General features: G+C 28.8%; 15 protein-coding genes. 12 read left to right on the top strand and 3 right to left on the bottom strand.

The window, feature by feature from the left end; translation table 11 throughout:
• Positions 1-399: 399 nt before the first annotated feature.
• Together P8F83_RS17820 and P8F83_RS17815 are read right to left on the bottom strand one after the other, a co-directional pair.
• Positions 400-1,755, bottom strand: coding sequence for a reverse transcriptase domain-containing protein (locus P8F83_RS17820; RefSeq protein WP_326512115.1), 1,356 nt, complete (start codon positions 1,753-1,755; stop codon positions 400-402).
• Positions 1,756-1,938: 183 nt separating this feature from the next.
• Positions 1,939-2,394 carry an SLATT domain-containing protein gene (locus P8F83_RS17815; RefSeq protein WP_326512114.1) on the bottom strand — a complete coding sequence of 152 codons (456 nt, stop codon included), beginning with the start codon at positions 2,392-2,394 and terminating at the stop codon, positions 1,939-1,941.
• A gap of 349 nt (positions 2,395-2,743) precedes the next feature.
• Here P8F83_RS17815 and P8F83_RS17810 point away from each other — a divergent pair, with 349 nt between their 5' ends.
• The 5 genes from P8F83_RS17810 to P8F83_RS17790 all read left to right on the top strand — a co-directional run bounded on the left by P8F83_RS17810 (position 2,744) and on the right by P8F83_RS17790 (position 8,880).
• Complete coding sequence (locus P8F83_RS17810; RefSeq protein ID WP_420022624.1) at positions 2,744-3,511, top strand: nitroreductase family protein; 768 nt, start codon at positions 2,744-2,746, stop codon at positions 3,509-3,511.
• A gap of 101 nt (positions 3,512-3,612) precedes the next feature.
• Positions 3,613-4,083 (top strand): DUF4342 domain-containing protein, encoded by a 471-nt coding sequence (locus P8F83_RS17805; protein ID WP_326512112.1) that lies wholly within the window; start codon positions 3,613-3,615, stop codon positions 4,081-4,083.
• 92 nt (positions 4,084-4,175) lie between these two features.
• Entirely contained in the window at positions 4,176-4,853 is a 678-nt protein-coding gene (locus P8F83_RS17800; RefSeq protein ID WP_326512111.1) for a response regulator transcription factor, read from the top strand.
• Positions 4,843-6,360, top strand: coding sequence for a HAMP domain-containing sensor histidine kinase (locus tag P8F83_RS17795; RefSeq protein WP_326512110.1), 1,518 nt, complete (start codon positions 4,843-4,845; stop codon positions 6,358-6,360). The genes P8F83_RS17800 and P8F83_RS17795 overlap by 11 nt, the downstream gene beginning before the upstream one ends.
• 168 nt (positions 6,361-6,528) lie before the next feature.
• Entirely contained in the window at positions 6,529-8,880 is a 2,352-nt protein-coding gene (locus P8F83_RS17790) for an EAL domain-containing protein (protein ID WP_326512109.1), read from the top strand.
• 51 nt (positions 8,881-8,931) lie between these two features.
• On the opposite strand, the gene P8F83_RS17785 is transcribed toward P8F83_RS17790, so the two are convergent.
• Entirely contained in the window at positions 8,932-9,477 is a 546-nt protein-coding gene (locus P8F83_RS17785) for a glutathione peroxidase (protein WP_326512108.1), read from the bottom strand.
• Between the two features lie 161 nt (positions 9,478-9,638).
• Between P8F83_RS17785 and P8F83_RS17780 the strand changes: the two genes are divergently transcribed.
• From P8F83_RS17780 to ilvD, 7 genes are all read left to right on the top strand, one after another.
• Positions 9,639-10,076 (top strand): MarR family winged helix-turn-helix transcriptional regulator, encoded by a 438-nt coding sequence (locus tag P8F83_RS17780; protein WP_021804135.1) that lies wholly within the window; start codon positions 9,639-9,641, stop codon positions 10,074-10,076.
• Positions 10,077-10,088: 12 nt separating this feature from the next.
• On the top strand, positions 10,089-11,462 hold the full coding sequence (locus tag P8F83_RS17775; RefSeq protein WP_326512107.1) for a metallophosphoesterase: 1,374 nt from the start codon (positions 10,089-10,091) through the stop codon (positions 11,460-11,462).
• Between the two features lie 128 nt (positions 11,463-11,590).
• On the top strand, positions 11,591-14,260 hold the full coding sequence (locus P8F83_RS17770; protein WP_326512106.1) for a sigma-54-dependent transcriptional regulator: 2,670 nt from the start codon (positions 11,591-11,593) through the stop codon (positions 14,258-14,260).
• A gap of 149 nt (positions 14,261-14,409) precedes the next feature.
• On the top strand, positions 14,410-14,736 hold the full coding sequence (locus P8F83_RS17765; protein WP_021804138.1) for a PTS sugar transporter subunit IIA: 327 nt from the start codon (positions 14,410-14,412) through the stop codon (positions 14,734-14,736).
• Between the two features lie 62 nt (positions 14,737-14,798).
• Positions 14,799-15,419: a bifunctional 4-hydroxy-2-oxoglutarate aldolase/2-dehydro-3-deoxy-phosphogluconate aldolase gene (locus P8F83_RS17760; protein ID WP_326512105.1), complete on the top strand. Its 621-nt coding sequence runs from the start codon at positions 14,799-14,801 to the stop codon at positions 15,417-15,419.
• 23 nt (positions 15,420-15,442) lie between these two features.
• A complete protein-coding gene (locus tag P8F83_RS17755) occupies positions 15,443-16,444 on the top strand; it encodes a sugar kinase (protein ID WP_286905779.1) in 1,002 nt (333 codons plus the stop codon).
• 11 nt (positions 16,445-16,455) lie between these two features.
• The gene (gene ilvD, locus P8F83_RS17750; RefSeq protein ID WP_326512104.1) at positions 16,456-18,168 is read left to right on the top strand and encodes a dihydroxy-acid dehydratase; all 1,713 of its coding nucleotides are present in this window, start codon (positions 16,456-16,458) and stop codon (positions 18,166-18,168) included.
• The last annotated feature ends 4 nt before the right edge of the window (positions 18,169-18,172 follow it).

The following is an 18,172-nucleotide window of genomic DNA, read 5'->3' as shown; positions in this document are numbered from 1 at the left end:
AGGAGACGTCTGTATTTTTATAGAAGAATTCAAGAATAGAAGTTAAATGGAATCTAATGAGGCTTTTGGGAATAAGCCTCTACAGGACAGTAGTGCATAGAAACAGCGAAACAGCGGAGCAGTGGAAAATAGGAACATTGGGACAGCGGTATGATGGAAATTAGAAATTTAGAAATAAAATTGTTTTAAATTTTGAAAATATTTTTTCTGAGAAACTGCATAAGGAGTAGAAAGAAAAAGTAGACTACCCTAAGAATGAAAGAATGAAAGAATGAAAGAATGAAAGAATTATTGAAATTTTAGCAATTATTAATATTATAAAGAAACTTTTTGAAAATAAGATCAATAGTACATAGATAAACAGTTGATGGGGAAAAATTTAAGAGTGTAAAATATAATCTAAGATATTCCCCAAATCAAATCACGTTCATTTTCGCTGATTTTTCTATATACCAATCTCCAAAACATCTTATGAAGCATTTCAGTATCAGTTATATGTATGTTATAAATTTTTTCTAGTAAGCAAGCTTTTTCATTTTCTGTATATTCATCAGGTTTAAAAATATAACTAGAATTTTTTAAATTATACTTTATTTCAAAATATGCTTTACTGAATTTTTTAACTTCATATATTGAAGCGGAATCTAAAATTTTAGATAGCTGAGTTGCTACAAAATTATCCATGTGATATAAGATTGAAATGTCAGAAATTTGAGAATAGAAAAATATCCAGCCGTACCGTCTTGTTATACCTATTTCTCCAGACAATAAACTACTTACTGAACCTGATATAATTAAATTAAGTTCAAATATCAATGCTTTTTTAGTAAATGACTTTTTGTCACTATGTTTGTATCTTGTTATTATATTGATTATTTTATTTTCTAGCCTAAATCTATTAGTTGATTTAATTGATAATTTTGATTCTAAAAAATTACTAGTGTAGATACTGTAACCTAAGAAATCAAATGACGATAATCTTAAACAACCATGTTTTTGTTTGTCTTTATTCAATTCTAATTTACAATTATTTGTTAGATGGTGGCTTAATTCATTAATAACATCATCCTTATATTTTTCGTTACAAAAAATCAAAATATCGTCAACATATCTAATAACAAATATATCTTTTCTTAAAGAAAACATATTGTCAAAATTTAACATATAAATTTGAGACAATATATTTGAAATAGATAGGCCTTGGGGTAATCCTAGATTATTAGAATTTTTTTCTGGATATGTGGGATTTTCTAGTGCTTTAAATATTAAATTTAAAAGAATTTTGTCTTTAATTCTTTTCTTCAAAAAGTCTTTTAAGATTGCATGGTTTATTATGCCATAAAAATTTTTTATATCTAATTTAATAAAGTAGTCATACTTATGTAAGTTTAAATTTTGTGTAACGATTTTTATGCATTCTTGAGGTAAATAAGTTCTTTTACATTCAGGAAAATATTCTTTTAATGTTTCTAGTATTATCTTTAAACATAATTTATCTTTAAGAGTAGGTATAGATATACAACGTGGATTTGAGTTTCTATTCTTAATTATTAATTTTTCTTTATATCTAGTAAATTTGTATGTATCACTTAATATACATTTGCGAATGGATTTTAATAAATCATCTTCAATATTTTTATATCTAGCATATGTCATTTTATCAATACCTGTTGCACTAGAAAATTGAATTGAGGATTCACTATATTGTTTTAAGTTAGATAGTCTTAGATGTGTTCGTAATAACTTTCTTTTCATAATATTGATGTCCTCATTTCATTTTTATGTATATAAGAAGTAACGGTATTAAGGAAAGAGAAAAAATTAACAAATAAAATAAAACATTCTTAAACAAATAAGAAACTTTCCTGAAGTTATCCAGTTTATTGCTGGAGTAAAGATATTTATCATAATCTATTTGTTCTTGATTTGGAGTACTATCTAATATGGAAATATATTTTTTTTAATTTTTATAAAGTCACTAAAGATATCCTTGTATGTAGATTCATCAATAAAGAGTTCACATTGCAGTTCTAAATTTTTCAAGTCTTCTTCTATGACTGTTATTTGTATATAAGATATCTTAAATTCATTAGCTCTATCTTTTAATTTGGCACTGGTAACAATTAATGTTATACCCATCAAAAAGATAGAAATAATTAAATTTAAAATATCAAATTTTTGATCTGGAAATATAAGAGTTACTACGGATAACGCTAAAGTAGAAATTGAATACCAGTTTAATAAAAATTGACTCAATGAATCTAATTTATTAAGTCTGTTTTCAGAGTTCATACGTACTTTTTTAGTAATCCAAACTTTATCGTAGCTAAAGCTATGAATTTCCTCTTTTAATCTTTCAATTTTAGAATTATCATAAGAATCATTTTTATCCATATAAACATCACCTCTTTGCAAAGTGAGGGGGCTAGAAGTCAAAACTTCCATGATTAGATTAATGTTTTCTAAATATGAAGAAAACCCAAAAGATTTACTTAAATAGAAGTAAATACTGTATTAGTATACTTAATTAATAATTAAGTCTTGCAAACATTCAGACGAAGCTTGCAATCCCCCTCGCAAAAATATTATCCCATAATTAAAGCATATTGAAAACAATAAACATGCGAGTTACATATTAAATTAAAAAATGTTTAGTTATAACTCAAAGAAAGCTTATAGTAAGTGAGTCTTTAATTTGATAGTATTTATTTAGAAAAGTTTATTTATGAAAGGGTTGAATAAGATGAATGATGTTATGAATGTTATTTCAAATCGTATGTCTCTTAGAAAATACAAGGAAGAAAAGATATCTAAAGAGCATTTGGATATAATAATTGAAGCAGCCATGAGAGCCCCTACTGCCGGGAATATGATGATGTATTCAGTGATTATTGTTGAAGATGAGGAAAAGAAAAAGAAGCTTAGTAAAACTTGTGATGATCAGCCTTTTATAGCTAAGGCACCAACAGTATTGATATTTTTAGCGGATATGCAAAGATGGTATGATTATTTTGATTATAGTAATGTTAAAGATTATTGTGAACGTAATAATAAAAAATATGCTGGACCTGGCGAAGGTGATTTTGTTTTAGCTATTGAAGATACAATGATAGCTGCACAAAATGCTGTTATAGCTGCTGAATCATTAGGAATAGGCTCATGTTATATAGGAGATATAATTGAAAACTATGAGATTCATAAAGAAATGTTTAATCTACCTAAGTGGGTAGTGCCTGTAGGTATGCTTTGTATGGGATATTACCCAGGAAATTACAATAGAATAATACAGCCTAGGTTTGATAGGAAATATATCGTTTTTAATGAAGAATATAATAGATTAAAAAATGAAGATTTTGCAGATATGTTTAAGGATAAAAAAGTAGCTAAAGAAAATATATATAAAGCTGAAAATTTTGGACAATATATGTATGGTAGAAAAATAGGATCAGATTTTTCAAAAGAAATGACTAGGTCAATAAAGGTTATGATGGAGAATTGGAAGGAGAAATAATTTTCTAATCTAATTTTAATCTTTAACTAATTTTATTATAAGCCTCTGAATTTATACTTTAAATATAGATTAAGAAAAATAAATTTTGGAGGGATAATATTATGATAACAATTGAGCAAATAGATGAATTAAGAGGAAGAGTAGATGTATCTTATGAAGATGCAAAGGAAGCTTTAGAGCAAAGTAATGGAGATATCTTAGAGGCAATTATTTATCTTGAGAAAAACGGAAAAATAAAAGAAGAAGCTAAACAAGAAGAGAAAAAAGAAAGTGGAGCCTCAGATGCTATATGTGGAGCAATATCTTGGTGTAAAAAGGTAATAAGAAAAGGAAATTCAAACTATTTAGAAGTAAGAAAACATGAAAATACAATATTGAAGCTTTCATTAACAATAACATCAATAGTAATTGTATTAGCACCATATATATCAATACCATTATTACTATTAGCATTATTTACAGGTCATAAGATTAGATTTCATGGAGAAGATATAGAAAAAACTAGAGCTAACGAAGCTATGGATAAAATGGCTATGGCAACAAACAATATTAAAGAAGAGTTTAGTAAATAGTATTTAGTGAATATTAAAAGAGATAACCTTATGGTATAGCAGGTGAATTTGCTATAATAAAGTTATCTTTTTTATTCTTTAGGAGGGTAATTATGAAGGGTAACATACTTATAATAGAGGACGAGGTAAAAATAGCTAGATTTGTAGAGATGGAATTAAATTATGAGGGATATAAAGTCACAAAGGTTCATGATGGAAGACAAGGGCTTATGAAGGCTAGGAATGAAGAATTTGATTTAATACTTCTAGATATAATGCTCCCTTCCATGAATGGCATAGAAGTATTAAGAAGAATAAGAGAAGAAAGTGAAATTCCTGTAATAATGCTTACAGCTAAGGATGAAACTATGGATAAGGTAACTGGTTTAGATATGGGAGCAGACGATTATATAACTAAACCTTTTGAGATAGAGGAGCTTCTTGCTAGAATAAGGGTTGCTTTAAAGAGAAAGAAAGTTATAAAAAAACAGGAGCTTAAGTATAAGGATTTATTAATGGACCTAGAGGGTTATAATCTTTCTTATGATGGAGAAAATATAGAGCTTACTAAAAAAGAATTTGAACTTTTAAAGTATTTACTTGAAAATAAAAATAGAGTTTTAACTAGAGATAAAATTATAGAAACTGTTTGGGGTTATGATTATTTTGGAGATACTAATGTAGTAGATGTATATATACGATACCTTAGAAGTAAAATAGATGACAAATATAATCAAAAAATAATCCATACTTTAAGAGGGGTAGGATATATGATAAAAGATGAAAAATAATAAAGGTAAATATGATAAGGAAATAGAGTATATAACTAATATAACCACTAAGATTTTTAAAGAATCTGTGAAGCTTATAAAAGAGCAATATAAAGTACTTATAACTAAAGTTAGACTATCAATAGTTCTTAAGTTAAATGTTATGTATGTTTTGGTTTGTCTAAATTTACTTTTCTTTATAAATTTATTTATAACAGGTATCTATGGATACCTTACCTTCACTAAAATAAATAGTAATATAGAAAAATCCTTTCTTACTATATCTAAAGAACTAAAAGAAACAGAGAATTTATCAATAGATAGACTGAATTTATTAAAAGAGACTAATGGTTATGAAATTATAATTTATGATAATAATAAGGAAATTTTATATAGAAATAGTGAAGCTTATATAAATGACTTATCTAAAGATAATGTGAGAGTTTTATCATATGGTCATTTTAAGTTTCAGAATAATATAAGTGAGGAAACAATAAAAAACAATATTAATAGTATTTTTAATATAAATTATATTTATGATAGAGCCACTGAGGAGAGTGGTAGTAAGTTTAATATTCAGATAAAGTATAATTTATATGAGGATTTCAGCTTTTTAGGAAACTTTATTTTATGGGTAGTTATCGCAGAGTTGGTGTGCTTATTTTTATCTTTAGGTAATGTGAAAAGCAGAAGTAAAAAGATACTCAAGCCTATTGATGATATGAATAAAACTATTGAGAATATTACTATAAAACAGATAGATACAAGATTAAGTGTAGGTGGAACTCAAGATGAGCTTAAAGATTTAGCAAAAACCTTTAATGGTATGTTAGATAGAATTCAAGAGGCTTATAATATTCAAAATCAATTTGTATCAGATGCTTCTCATGAACTTAGAACTCCTATAGCAGTAATACAGGGGTATGCTAGGCTTTTAGATAGATGGGGAAAAGAGGATAAGGAAGCTCTTGAGGAGTCTATATCAGCTATAAAATCAGAGGCAAATAATATGAAGGACTTAGTTGAAAAACTATTATTCCTAGCAAGAGGGGATAAAAATACTCAACCAGTTATTATGGAGGAGTTTGATTTAAACTTCCTTGTTGATGAACTTTTAAAAGAAACTAAGCTTATAGATAATGATCATAATATAACTTGTGATAAAAATGAAGCTGTAAAAATATATGCAGATGAGAAGCTATTAAAGCAAGCTTTTAGAATATTTCTAGACAATAGCATAAAGTATACTCCAAAAGGCGGAAACATTGGTATAAGTACCTATGTTAATGGTAATAATGTAGAAATAGTTATAAAAGATAATGGCATAGGTATTGATGAAAAAGATATTCCCAAAATTTTTGATAGATTTTATAGAGCAGATGAGTCTAGAACTAGAGAAACTGGTGGAAATGGACTAGGGTTATCCATAGCGAAGTGGATAATTATGAAACATAAAGGCAGAATCACAGTTAATAGTTCTCTCAATGTAGGGACAACGATAATAATTAATTTACCTATGAATACTTAATAAAGCTAGCCTTTTATAACTTTTAGTTAGAGGTTAGCTTTTATTTTCTACAAATTTCCATGGTTTTATTTTAGCATATATTTAAAAAAATATATAAATATACATGAGCTATGTTATATAATTAATGTATAAATAAATTACGAGCTTATTGTACTGGGAGAAAAATTTATGGTCAAACATGACAAAATTAAAAAAAATAAAAAGTACCAGCTTAGAAGTCAAATATCGATATTTTTTTTGTTAACTATAGTAGCATCAGTACTTATTGTTTATGGATTATCTAATAAGTTTATAATTAGAAACTTTGATTATCTATTAAAAAATCAAGGTCAAGGAAATATTAAGCAAGTTGTTAATGAGTTAAACAATCAACTTATTGACCTAGAGAACTCAGCTAAAGATTATGGTAGTTGGGATGATACATATGAATATGTATTAAATAGAGATAAAAGTTATATAGACTCAAATTATATAGATGAAACTTTTTCACTAAACAATTGGAATTTACTTTACATTTTTGATAAAGATAAAAAACTTGCTTATGGTAAGGAATTCGATTTACATGATAAGCAGGAAATTAACAAATCGGATGAAGTAGTTGATTTCATAAAAGGTAAGGAATGGATATTTAATGATATAAGGATTCAAGCTAAGTTAATTAGTTCTCCTAAAGGGAGCATGTTATTAGCTGCTTATCCCATAACTAGAAGTGGTGGACTTGGTAATTCGGTAGGCTGGATAGTCTGCGGAAGATACGTTAATGAAAATCTAGTTAATAGTATGGGTGATAATCTTCTAATGAATCTGAAACTTGATGATAATATTGATAAACCAGGTGACATAACATCAACAACTTATATAAGCGGCAGAGGAATAAAAGCAGATATATGGGTAGACAAAAATGGTAAAAGTGATAAAAGTGTAGGAATTATTTACGATTATGATGGAAATAAGCTAATAAAAATGTCAAGCAATATAGATGTAGATATGAATATACTAAATATGGGCACATATGGTGTGTATAAGTACATAGCTACTACTAGCGTAGTTTTACTTGTGTCATTTATATTATTGTTATGGTTAATAGATAAAACAATTTTTAAAAGGCTTAATGAATTAATATATAATGTAGGAAATATAGAAAAAAATAATGATTTTTCTAAAAGAATTTCTATAAAAAGAAATGACGAGATATCTATCTTGGAAACAGGATTTAATAATCTTCTTTCTACAGTAGAGAGAACTCAAAGTGAGATATTATATCAGGCAAAATATGATCAACTAACAGAAACATTTAATAGAGGTGTCTTTTTTGATGATGTTCAGGTAATCTTGGATGATGAAATGAAAAATGGAAATAAATCCGCAATAATTTTTATCGATATTGATGGATTCAAAGATATAAATGATAGTTTAGGGCATAGCACAGGTGATTATATATTAGTTAATGTAGCTGCTAGGCTAAAAGAAAAATTGAAAAACTATAACCCTATAATCTCTAGATTTGGTGGAGATGAGTTTGTTACATTTATACCTAACATAAAATCTTATAAAGAAATAGATAATATATGTAAGGATTTGTTAGATAGAATAAAACAACCTATGTATATTGGTAGGAAAGCTTGCAAAATAACTTGCAGTATAGGGATAAGTATATCTATAGATCATGGAAGTACAGTAGATGATTTAATAAATAATGCAGATGTAGCTATGTATCATGTAAAGAAAAACAATAAAAATAATTCCATTATTTATAATGAGGATATGAGAAGTAGAATATCACAAGAAATGCTTGAAGAAGCTCTAGATAATAATGAATTTGTTTTATACTATCAGAAACAGGTTGACATAACAACTGAAAGAATAGAAGGTGCAGAGGCTTTAGTAAGATGGAACAGTGCTGACAGAGGATTTGTTTCACCAATAGAGTTTATACCGCTAGCAGAAGAAACAGGGTTTATCGTCCCATTAGGAAAATGGATATTAGAAGAAGCTTGCAAACAATGTAAGGAATGGAATGATACTATAGATAAAGATTTTAGAGTGTCAGTAAATGTATCTAGTATACAATTTATGGAGAAGGCCTTTATTGATATGGTCGTAAATACATTAAAAACTACAGGGATAAATCCTAAAAACTTAGAACTAGAAATAACTGAAAGTGTTGCATTATATAAAGAAGAAGAAGTTATAAGTAAATTGGAAGAGTTAAAAAATCTAGGTGTAAGAGTTTCTATAGATGATTTTGGTACTGGGTATAGTTCATTAAAATACCTACAGAAGTTTAAGATTGATGGATTAAAAATAGATAAGGCGTTTATAGATAATATTAATGAAAATTCTAGCATAGCTAAATCTATAATTAGCATGGCAGAAAACTTAGGGGTGTATGTTATTGCTGAGGGCGTAGAAACAGTAGAGCAGGTAAATTGTTTAAGATCCCTTAAATGCCAATATATCCAAGGTTATTATTATGGTAAACCTGTACCCCCAGATGGTTTTGATTTGAAGATTTCTTAGGAAAAAAGATACTGTGAATGAAATAAGTTTATTCACAGTATCTTTTTTGGTTTATTTAGAAGCAGTAATATAGGGCTCTATATCTAGTGGTTCAAATGTAGACTCAAATCTTTTAACAATTTGACCATCTTTATCTATAAGAAACTTTGTAAAATTCCATTTAATAGAATCACCTAATAGGGATTCAGGAAATTTTTCTTTTAAGAAAGTATGTAGAAGTTTTCCAGAAGGTGTAGTTGTATCTAGTCCTTCGAATTTAGTATTTTCTTTAAGATATGTAAATAATGGGTGTGCGGAAGGTCCATTTACATCAACCTTTTCTGTTATTGTGAAATTAACTCCATAATTGATTTCACAGAAGTTTTTTATTTCGCTAGAATTTCCAGGTTCTTGTTCTCCAAATTGATTACAAGGGAATCCTATAATTTCAAAATCATCATTTTTAAATTTTTGATATAATGCCTCTAAATCTTTATATTGAGGTGTGAATCCACATTTACTAGCAGTGTTAACTATAAGTAGGTTTTTACCTTTGAATTCACTTAAAGACTGTTCTTTTCCATCGATTGTTTTAAAACTAAAATCATAAATTGACAAAATTATCATCTCCTAATTTATATTGCATAAGATTATTATATCACAAATTTAATTGTATGCAATTAAATTGAGAATATATTATAATTATATTAACAAATTAGTATTTATACATTATAATAGGAGTATAATAATCGGGAGGTTTTGACAGGAGGTGACCACTTATGAATAATGATTTTTTAAAATTAGAAAACCAATTATGTTTTTCTGTATATGCTACATCTAGGGCTATTACAAAATTATATCGTCCTTTTTTAAATGAATTAGGAATCACATATCCTCAATATTTAGTAATGTTAGTGCTTTGGGAGAAGGAAAATATAACATTAAAAGATCTTGGAAATAAACTATATTTAGATTCAGGAACTCTTACTCCACTGCTTAAAAGATTAGAAAGTATAGGATATATAAAAAGGGAAAGATCTACAGAAGATGAGAGATTGCTTTGTGTATCAATAACCGATAAGGGTAATGAACTTAAAGAAAAGGCTCTAAACATACCTAAATGTATTGTAGAATGTTTAGATTATGATCCAATGCTTTTATTTAAGTTAAAGAAAGAAATTGATTCTCTTCTTTCTAATATAAATAAAGAAGATTAAGCGAGGATATGGATGAACATCAAAAATAGAATTTTCATTATTTTTGTAATATTTAGTAGTTTTTTAATTTCTTGTGGAGCAAATAAAAACGTTGATACTAAAGAAGTACTTATAAGAGGAAAGATAGAACCTAAAGTTAAGTCTGGAGAAGATGTTACATTTTATATCGCTACTGACATACATTACTTATCTAAAAGCTTAACTGATGGAGGAGAAGCTTTTCAAAACTTTATAGATAGCGGAGATGGAAAGCAACTTAAGTATATAGATGAGATAACAGATGCTTTTATAAATGATATTAAAAAAAATCGTCCGCAATTTCTTATTATAAGTGGGGATTTAACTAATAATGGGGAAAAGAAGAGTCATGAAGATTTAGCAAAAAAGTTAAAAATAGTAGAGGATTCAGGTACATCAGTTTATGTTATACCTGGAAATCATGATATATTAAATCCCTGGGCAAGAGAGTTTAAAGAAGATAAACAGTTAAAAACTGACTATATAAGTGACAAGGACTTTGAGGATATTTATCGAGAATATGGTTATAAAGAAGCCATATCTAGAGATAAAAATACTTTAAGTTATTTGTCTGCTCCATCCGAAGATGTTTGGCTGTTAATGTTGGATACTTGTCAGTATAAGGATAATGAGAAAAATAAGAAACCACAAACTGATGGTAGGATAACAGATGAAACTTATAAGTGGATAGAAGAGTGTAGTAAGCTTGCAAAAGATAATGATGCTGAATTAGTAACAGTTATGCATCATAATCTAATGGATCATAGTGAGGTAGTAAAGGATGGATTTACTCTTAATGATAATCAAAAAGCTATCAATAACTTTTTGAGTAATGAAATTAAATTCACTTTAAGTGGGCATATTCATGTGCAAGACATAAGCTCTTATAAAAATCCAGAGTCGTCTAAAAAGATATATGATATAACCACGGGAGCACTAAGCGTATATCCTCAGAAATATGGTGTCCTAAAATATTCAAACAAAAATAAAGCATTTGATTATAGTACTGAGTGGGTTAATGTTGAAGACTGGGCTAAAGAAAATAAAAAGGCCGATACTAATTTATTGAGCTTTAAAGAATATTCTAAAAAGGCTTTTGGAGATAAGGCTGCAGATATGGCATATATAAATTTAGCAGATGTTAAGGGTTACTCCATAGAGCAAATAAATCTTATGAGTGAAACATTTAAAGAGCTTAATTTAAAATACTTTGAAGGAACAGAAAACATAGACAATGAAAGTATATTAAATTCAGAGGGATATAAATTATGGCAAACTAATCCTCCAGGATTTTTAGCTAAATATATTCAATCGATATCTAGCGATAAGGACACAGATGACAATAACCTTCATATTGACAATAAGTAATTGAAGAAGCATAATAAAACTAAAATAATACCTCTATGAGTATATAGTATCATAGGGGTATATTAATTACTTTTATGATAAGGTTAACATATAAACTTACTACTATAATCCATGGTGGAGGGGATAGTATGCGAAGAATAGATAGTGTTTTTGAAAAGTTTAAGGAGCTTTATGAGGGTAATGGTATAAGTGCTATAGAGGTAGCTAATGCACTAGGGCTTGATAGGGCAAACGTAAGTAGCGATTTAAATAAGTTATCTGAAGAGGGTAAGATAATTAAAATTAAAGGAAAACCAGTACTCTTTACTATGGAAGGGATAGATTATAAGGAAGAATCTACAATAGATAAATTTGCATCAAAAAATTCAAGTTTATATTCTCCTATAGAGCAGGCAAAAGCGGCAGTATTATATCCGCCTAAAGGAATGAATATATTAATTTTGGGAGAAACAGGTGTAGGAAAGTCCATGTTTGCTAACTTAATTTATAAGTATGCAAAAGAAATGGGAAGAATGGATGAAAATTCAGAACTTATAACATTTAACTGTGCAGACTACTCAAATAATCCTCAGCTGCTTATAAGTCAAATATTTGGATCTAAAAAAGGTGCATATACTGGTGCAGATAGTGATAAAGAGGGGCTTATAGAAAAAGCGGATGGAGGAGTTTTGTTTTTAGATGAGGTTCATAGACTACCTCCAGAGGGACAAGAAATGTTTTTTACCTTTATAGATAAGGGAACCTTTAGAAGATTAGGTGAAACTGATTTAGAGAGAAACGCTAATGTATTAATTATTTGTGCAACTACAGAAAATCCTGAATCTATGCTTTTAAACACATTTACAAGAAGAATTCCAATGATTATTCGTATACCTAGCATTAAAGAAAGAAGTCTAGAAGAGAGATTTAATCTTATATGCCAATTTTTTAGAGAAGAGTCCTCTAGACTTGATAGGGATATAAAGGTATCAGTAAATGCAATGAAGGCATTTTCAAGTTATAATTGTCCAAATAATGTAGGGCAATTAAAAACAGACGTACAGCTAGCTTGTGCTAAGGCTTATGCGGATTTTGTTTCTAAAAAGAAAAAGATTTTAAGGATTAATACTATAGATTTGCCTGTTTATATTAGGCAAGGATTATATACTGCAATAGAGCATAGGCAACTTTGGAATAAGCTTGTAGGGATAAATAGTAGATACTGTATATTTAATAATGATAAAGAGGATGTATTATTTCAAGAGTATGAAAATGATGAAAACATATATGATATGTTAGATTTAAGAATACATGAACTAAAAAGCAGGGGGATATCCACTGAAGAGCTTGATAAGGAAATGAGCAAAGATATAGAAGATTATTTTAATAACTATATTTACAATGTTAATAAAAAAAGAGATATATCTAATCTTGAAAGTATAATAGATGAAGAGATAATTAACTTAGTTCAAGAGATTGTTGCATACTGTGAAGATAGACTAAATAAAAGTTTAAGTGAGAAGATATATTATGGATTAGCTGTTCATATAGCTAATTCCATAGAAAGAATTAAAAAGAATCAAAAAATAATAAATCCTCAATTAAATAAAATAAGAACAGAATATAAAAATGAATTTAATATTGCATTAAACTGTTTGAAAATAATAGATAGAATTTTAGATATATCCATGCCTATTGATGAAGCTGCATTTTTAGCTATGTTTTTAGTTTATGATGATAGAAATGTTGATGAAGAAAAGGATGAAGTAAAGGTAATAGTTGTGGCTCATGGAGCAGCTACAGCAACCTCTATGGCCGATGCAACTAATAAGCTTTTAGGAACTAATTACGCAATAGGAATAAATGCACCCATAGAAGAAAAACCTCAAAAAGTTATAAATAGAATTAAGGATTTTATAATTCAATCAAAAATTAAGTCTGATATATTATTTTTAGTTGATATGGGTTCACTTACAACTTTTGGTGAAGAATTAGAAGAGGAACTAGGGATAAAAACTAAAACTTTACCTTTAGTTAGTACATTACATGTTATTGAAGCCACTAGAAAAGCAATGATAGGATATTCTTTAGAGGAAGTTTATGAGGAAACACTAAAAGTAAACACTATTTTAGAAGATGAGTCTCAAAAAATAAAAGAATTAGCAGAGAAGATAGATAAATTAGCTATAGTGACCGTTTGTACTACTGGAGAAGGTGGAGCTCTTATGGTTAAAAATTTCCTAGAGCAAAATCTTCATTTTGATAAATCTTTAATAGAAGTAATAGCAGTTATGTTTGAAGGTAAGAAAAACATATTAAGAAAAATTAAAGAAGTATCTAAAGATTATAGAATTATATGTATAATAAGTCCTTTTGAATTAGACACACCTATATTACAATATGGTTTAGATAAGGTAATGAGCTCAGAAGTTATAGAAATTCTTCAAAAAGAAATTGATATTGAAACTACTTATATAAAAATGGGGCATACATTACAAAATCAACTTACGAATATTAATGGATTTGAAGTTTTAAATGATATTAAAAGTTTTAATAATACTATTATAGAATCTTTAAGGCTAAAGATATCTACTAATATATTAATCGGAGAAACCTTTCATGTAGCTTGTATGATAGATAGGCTAAAGTCAGGTGGAAGTACAAGACCTTTTAAAGACAAGGAAATATATATAGAAAAAAATGAAGAATTTTTTAGAACAATTAAAAATGTGACTGCAATGTTAAACACTAAATATTCTATAAAAATATCAGATGATGATATTTGCCGTATAGTAAGTTTTTTAAATGAGCATAATTAAAATATAAAAAAAGTGATTATATATGATAACAAAACATAAGTTTTGTTTCTATATAGTCACTTTTTTATCTGTGTTGGCATCATAGTTGCTATATAATATTACGTAAATAAAATAACACAAATAATATAAAGTAGGAGAGGATGACATAGATGGACTACCAAGATATAATATTTCAAATCATTGTAAATGGCGGAGATGCAAAAAGCTATGCAATGCAAGCCATAAAACAAGCAAAAGCAGGGAGCATAGATGAAGCTAAGAAATCTCTTAAAAGTTGTTCAGAATCTTTAGAGAAGGCTCATAATATGCAAACTGGTTTAATTCAGGAAGAAGCAGCAGGAAATGCTCAAGAAGTTACACTTCTTATGGTTCATGCACAAGATCACTTTATGAATGCTATGACAGTTAGGGATTTAGCACAAGAATTTATAGACATGTACGAGAGTATAGCAGATATTAAAAAGCTACTAAAGTAAAAGTGTGTTGATATAAAACACAGATTAGATATAAGTAACACACATATAAAGGAGGTGAGCTTTTGGAAGAGAAAAGTAAGGTGTTAGATAATATATTAGCAGGAAAGTTAGTAGCAGTAGTTAGAGGAAAAGATAAAGAAGAAGGTAGCAAGATTATTGATGCCTGTAGGGAAGTAAAACTTTCTTTAATAGAGATTACTTATACTAATAAGGAAGCTTCAGAACTTATAAAGAAATATAGCATGGATGAAGAATTATGCGTTGGAGCAGGAACTGTTGTTAATGTTGAGACTGCTAAAAATGCAATTGAAAGTGGAGCAAAGTTTATAGTTGGGCCAAATTTTGATGAGGACTTAGCAGTATATTGTAATGAAAATGAAATTTTATATATACCAGGATGTTTAACTCCTACTGAAATTATTAGAGCACAAAAATATAATTGTAAAATTGTAAAACTTTTCCCAGGAGAACTGGTTGGACCTAAATATATAAAAGCAATAAAGGCACCTATTCCAGATATAAAAATAATGGTTACAGGAGGTGTTGATAAAGAAAACATTAATAATTGGCTAGAAAATGGAGCGGAAGCTCTAGGGATAGGAAGTCTATTAACTAAAGATACAGATTTACAACATGATGCTATAGTACGTAATGCTAAAGAGTTTTTAGAAAAAGTTAAGTAACAAAATTGTAATGAGGTGAAAAGATGGATAAGTTTCTAGCCTTTGGAGAAATATTAATAAGATTTACTCCTAAAGAGAATAATACATATTTTAACGGTAATATCATGGAGTATTATTATGGTGGCTCAGAAGCAAATATAGTGACTATGCTCTCAGGTTTAGGTATAGATTCTTACATACTTTCAGCTATTCCAGATAATGATTTATGTAAAGATGTTGAAGGATACTTTAAAGGTATGGGAGTTAATACCGAAAAGGTTATAAGAAAAGGTGAAAAGATGGGTATGTACTTCTCAGAGAGAGGTACTGGCATTAGAGCAAGTTCAGTTATATACGACAGAAAGCACTCAAGCTTTTCTCAGCTAGAGAAAAAAGATATAGATTTTAATTCAATTCTTGAAGGAATAACTTGGTTTCATTTTAGTGGAATAACAGCTGCTGTTAGTGAAAATGTAAGAGAAGTTTTGAAAGAGTTAATATGTGAAGCTAAAGCAAGAGGAATTACCATCTCCATGGATTTAAATTATAGATCTAAGATGTGGGGGGTAAAAGAGGCTAAGGATTTCCTAAGTGAAATTGCTCCAAATGTAGATATTTGTTTTGGAATAGAGCCTATTAAAGCATCAGAAAATGATTATGATTTATTTAGCAGAGAAAAATCAAGTATTCAAGATATTGAAGAAAGAATGAAAGCTATCAAGGAATTATACGACTTTAAATATATATTTCATACAGAGAGAAAAAACGACACTCAAGATAATAATAGCTATCATGCATATGCTTATTCAGATAAACTTTACGACTCTATTACACTTAAAACTAGGATGATAGAGAGAATAGGAAGTGGAGATGCTTTTGTAGCTGGGATTATATACTCACTTATGAAAAAGTATTCATTACAAGAAGCTATCAACTTTGGTGTTGGCGCAGCTACATTAAAGTGCACAATAAAAGGCGACCAAATGCATGTATCAGAAGAAAATATAAAAAGTATAGCTGATATGAAGATAGAAATTAATAGATAGAGGGGATTTTAATGTTAAAATCACAAGAAATAAGATTAGGGGCACCAGAAATGGACTCCTTAAGATTAGGAATGGGCTGGAAAAAGAACGATTTATCTAAAACACAGATTTTAATAGAGAGCACCTTTGGAAAGAGCCATCCGGGAAGTGTCCATTTAAATAAGTTAGTAGAAGTAGCTATAAAAAAGCTAACTACACTAAATGCTTCTCCATCAGATTATTATGGAACTGATATATGTGATGGGCAAGCTCAAGGACATGATGGAATGAATTATTCTTTAGTGTCTAGAGAAATAATAGCTAACTTAATTGAAATACACTATGGAGCTACACCCTTTGATGGAGGATTATTTATATCAAGTTGTGACAAGGGGCTGCCAGCACATTTAGTTGCTATAGCTAGACTCAATATACCGGCAGTGGTTATGCCAGGTGGTGTAATGGGAGCAGGTCCAGAATTACTTACTTTAAATCAAATTGGTACTTATAGTGCCATGGAAAAAAGAGGAGAAATAAGTAAGGAAAAATATGATTTTTATAAAGAAAATGCTTGCCCAGGATGTGGAGCTTGCTCATTTATGGGAACTGCAGCTACAATGCAAACTTTAGCTGAAGCATTAGGCTTAACTTTGCCTGGTGCAGCATTATTACCAGGAAGTTCAAAGGTCTTAGAAGAATATACGAAAAAGTCTTCTGAAGCTGTATTAAATTTAATTGAAAAAGGAATTACTGCTAAGGATATATTGACTAGAGAGGCTTTTGAAAATGCAATTATAATACATGCTGCTATTGGAGGATCAACAAATGCTATGCTCCATATACCAGCTATAGCTAAACAATTAGGAATAGAAATTACTGCTGAGGATTTTGATAAAATCCATAGAAAGGTTCCTTACATACTAAATGTAAGACCAAGTGGACATTGGCCAGCAGAATATATATATCATAGTGGAGGAATTCCCTTTATTATGAGTAAGCTTAAGAAATATCTTAATTTAAACGTTATGACTGTTACTGGAGAAACCTTGGGAGAAAATTTAGAAAAATTTAATTCACAAGTTTCTTATGAGGAGATTACTCAAACTAAAAAGAATTTTGATAAAGATAGTGTTATATATCCAATAGATAAACCACTATATGAAGGCGGTTCAGTTTCAGTATTAAAAGGAAATATTGCACCAGAGGGTTGTGTTATAAAACACTCAGCAATACCTAAAACTATGTGGAATGTAACACTTAAATCAAGAGTTTTTAATTGTGAGGAAGATGCTTTTAAAGCGGTAATAGAAAAATCAATTAAACCAGGCGATGCTGTAATAATAAGATATGAAGGACCAAGAGGAAGTGGAATGCCTGAAATGTTCTATACAACTGAGGCAATAGCTTCAGATGAGGAATTAAATTCATCAGTAGCACTTATAACAGATGGGAGATTTTCAGGAGCTACAAGAGGACCTGCAATAGGGCATGTATCTCCAGAAGCAGCCAGTAAAGGTCCAATAAGCATAGTTGAAGATGGAGATTTAATAGAAATTGATATAGAGAACAGGACAATAAATATAGTTGGGACCGAAGATGGTAAACTTTCATCGGATGAAATCGATAAGATTATATCTGATAGGGTAAAACATTTAAAAGATTATGAACCAAGATTTAAAAGTGGAGTATTAGGTCTTTATACGGCTAATGCAACTTCGGGAATTAAAGGTGGTACTATTTATTAATTAA

The sequence above is a fragment of the Clostridium intestinale genome (genome assembly GCF_035905475.1).
Lineage (GTDB): Bacteria > Bacillota > Clostridia > Clostridiales > Clostridiaceae > Clostridium_T > Clostridium_T intestinale.
The sequence above is the reverse complement of the archived record's forward strand: the minus strand, read 5'-3'. Positions and strand labels throughout refer to the sequence as shown.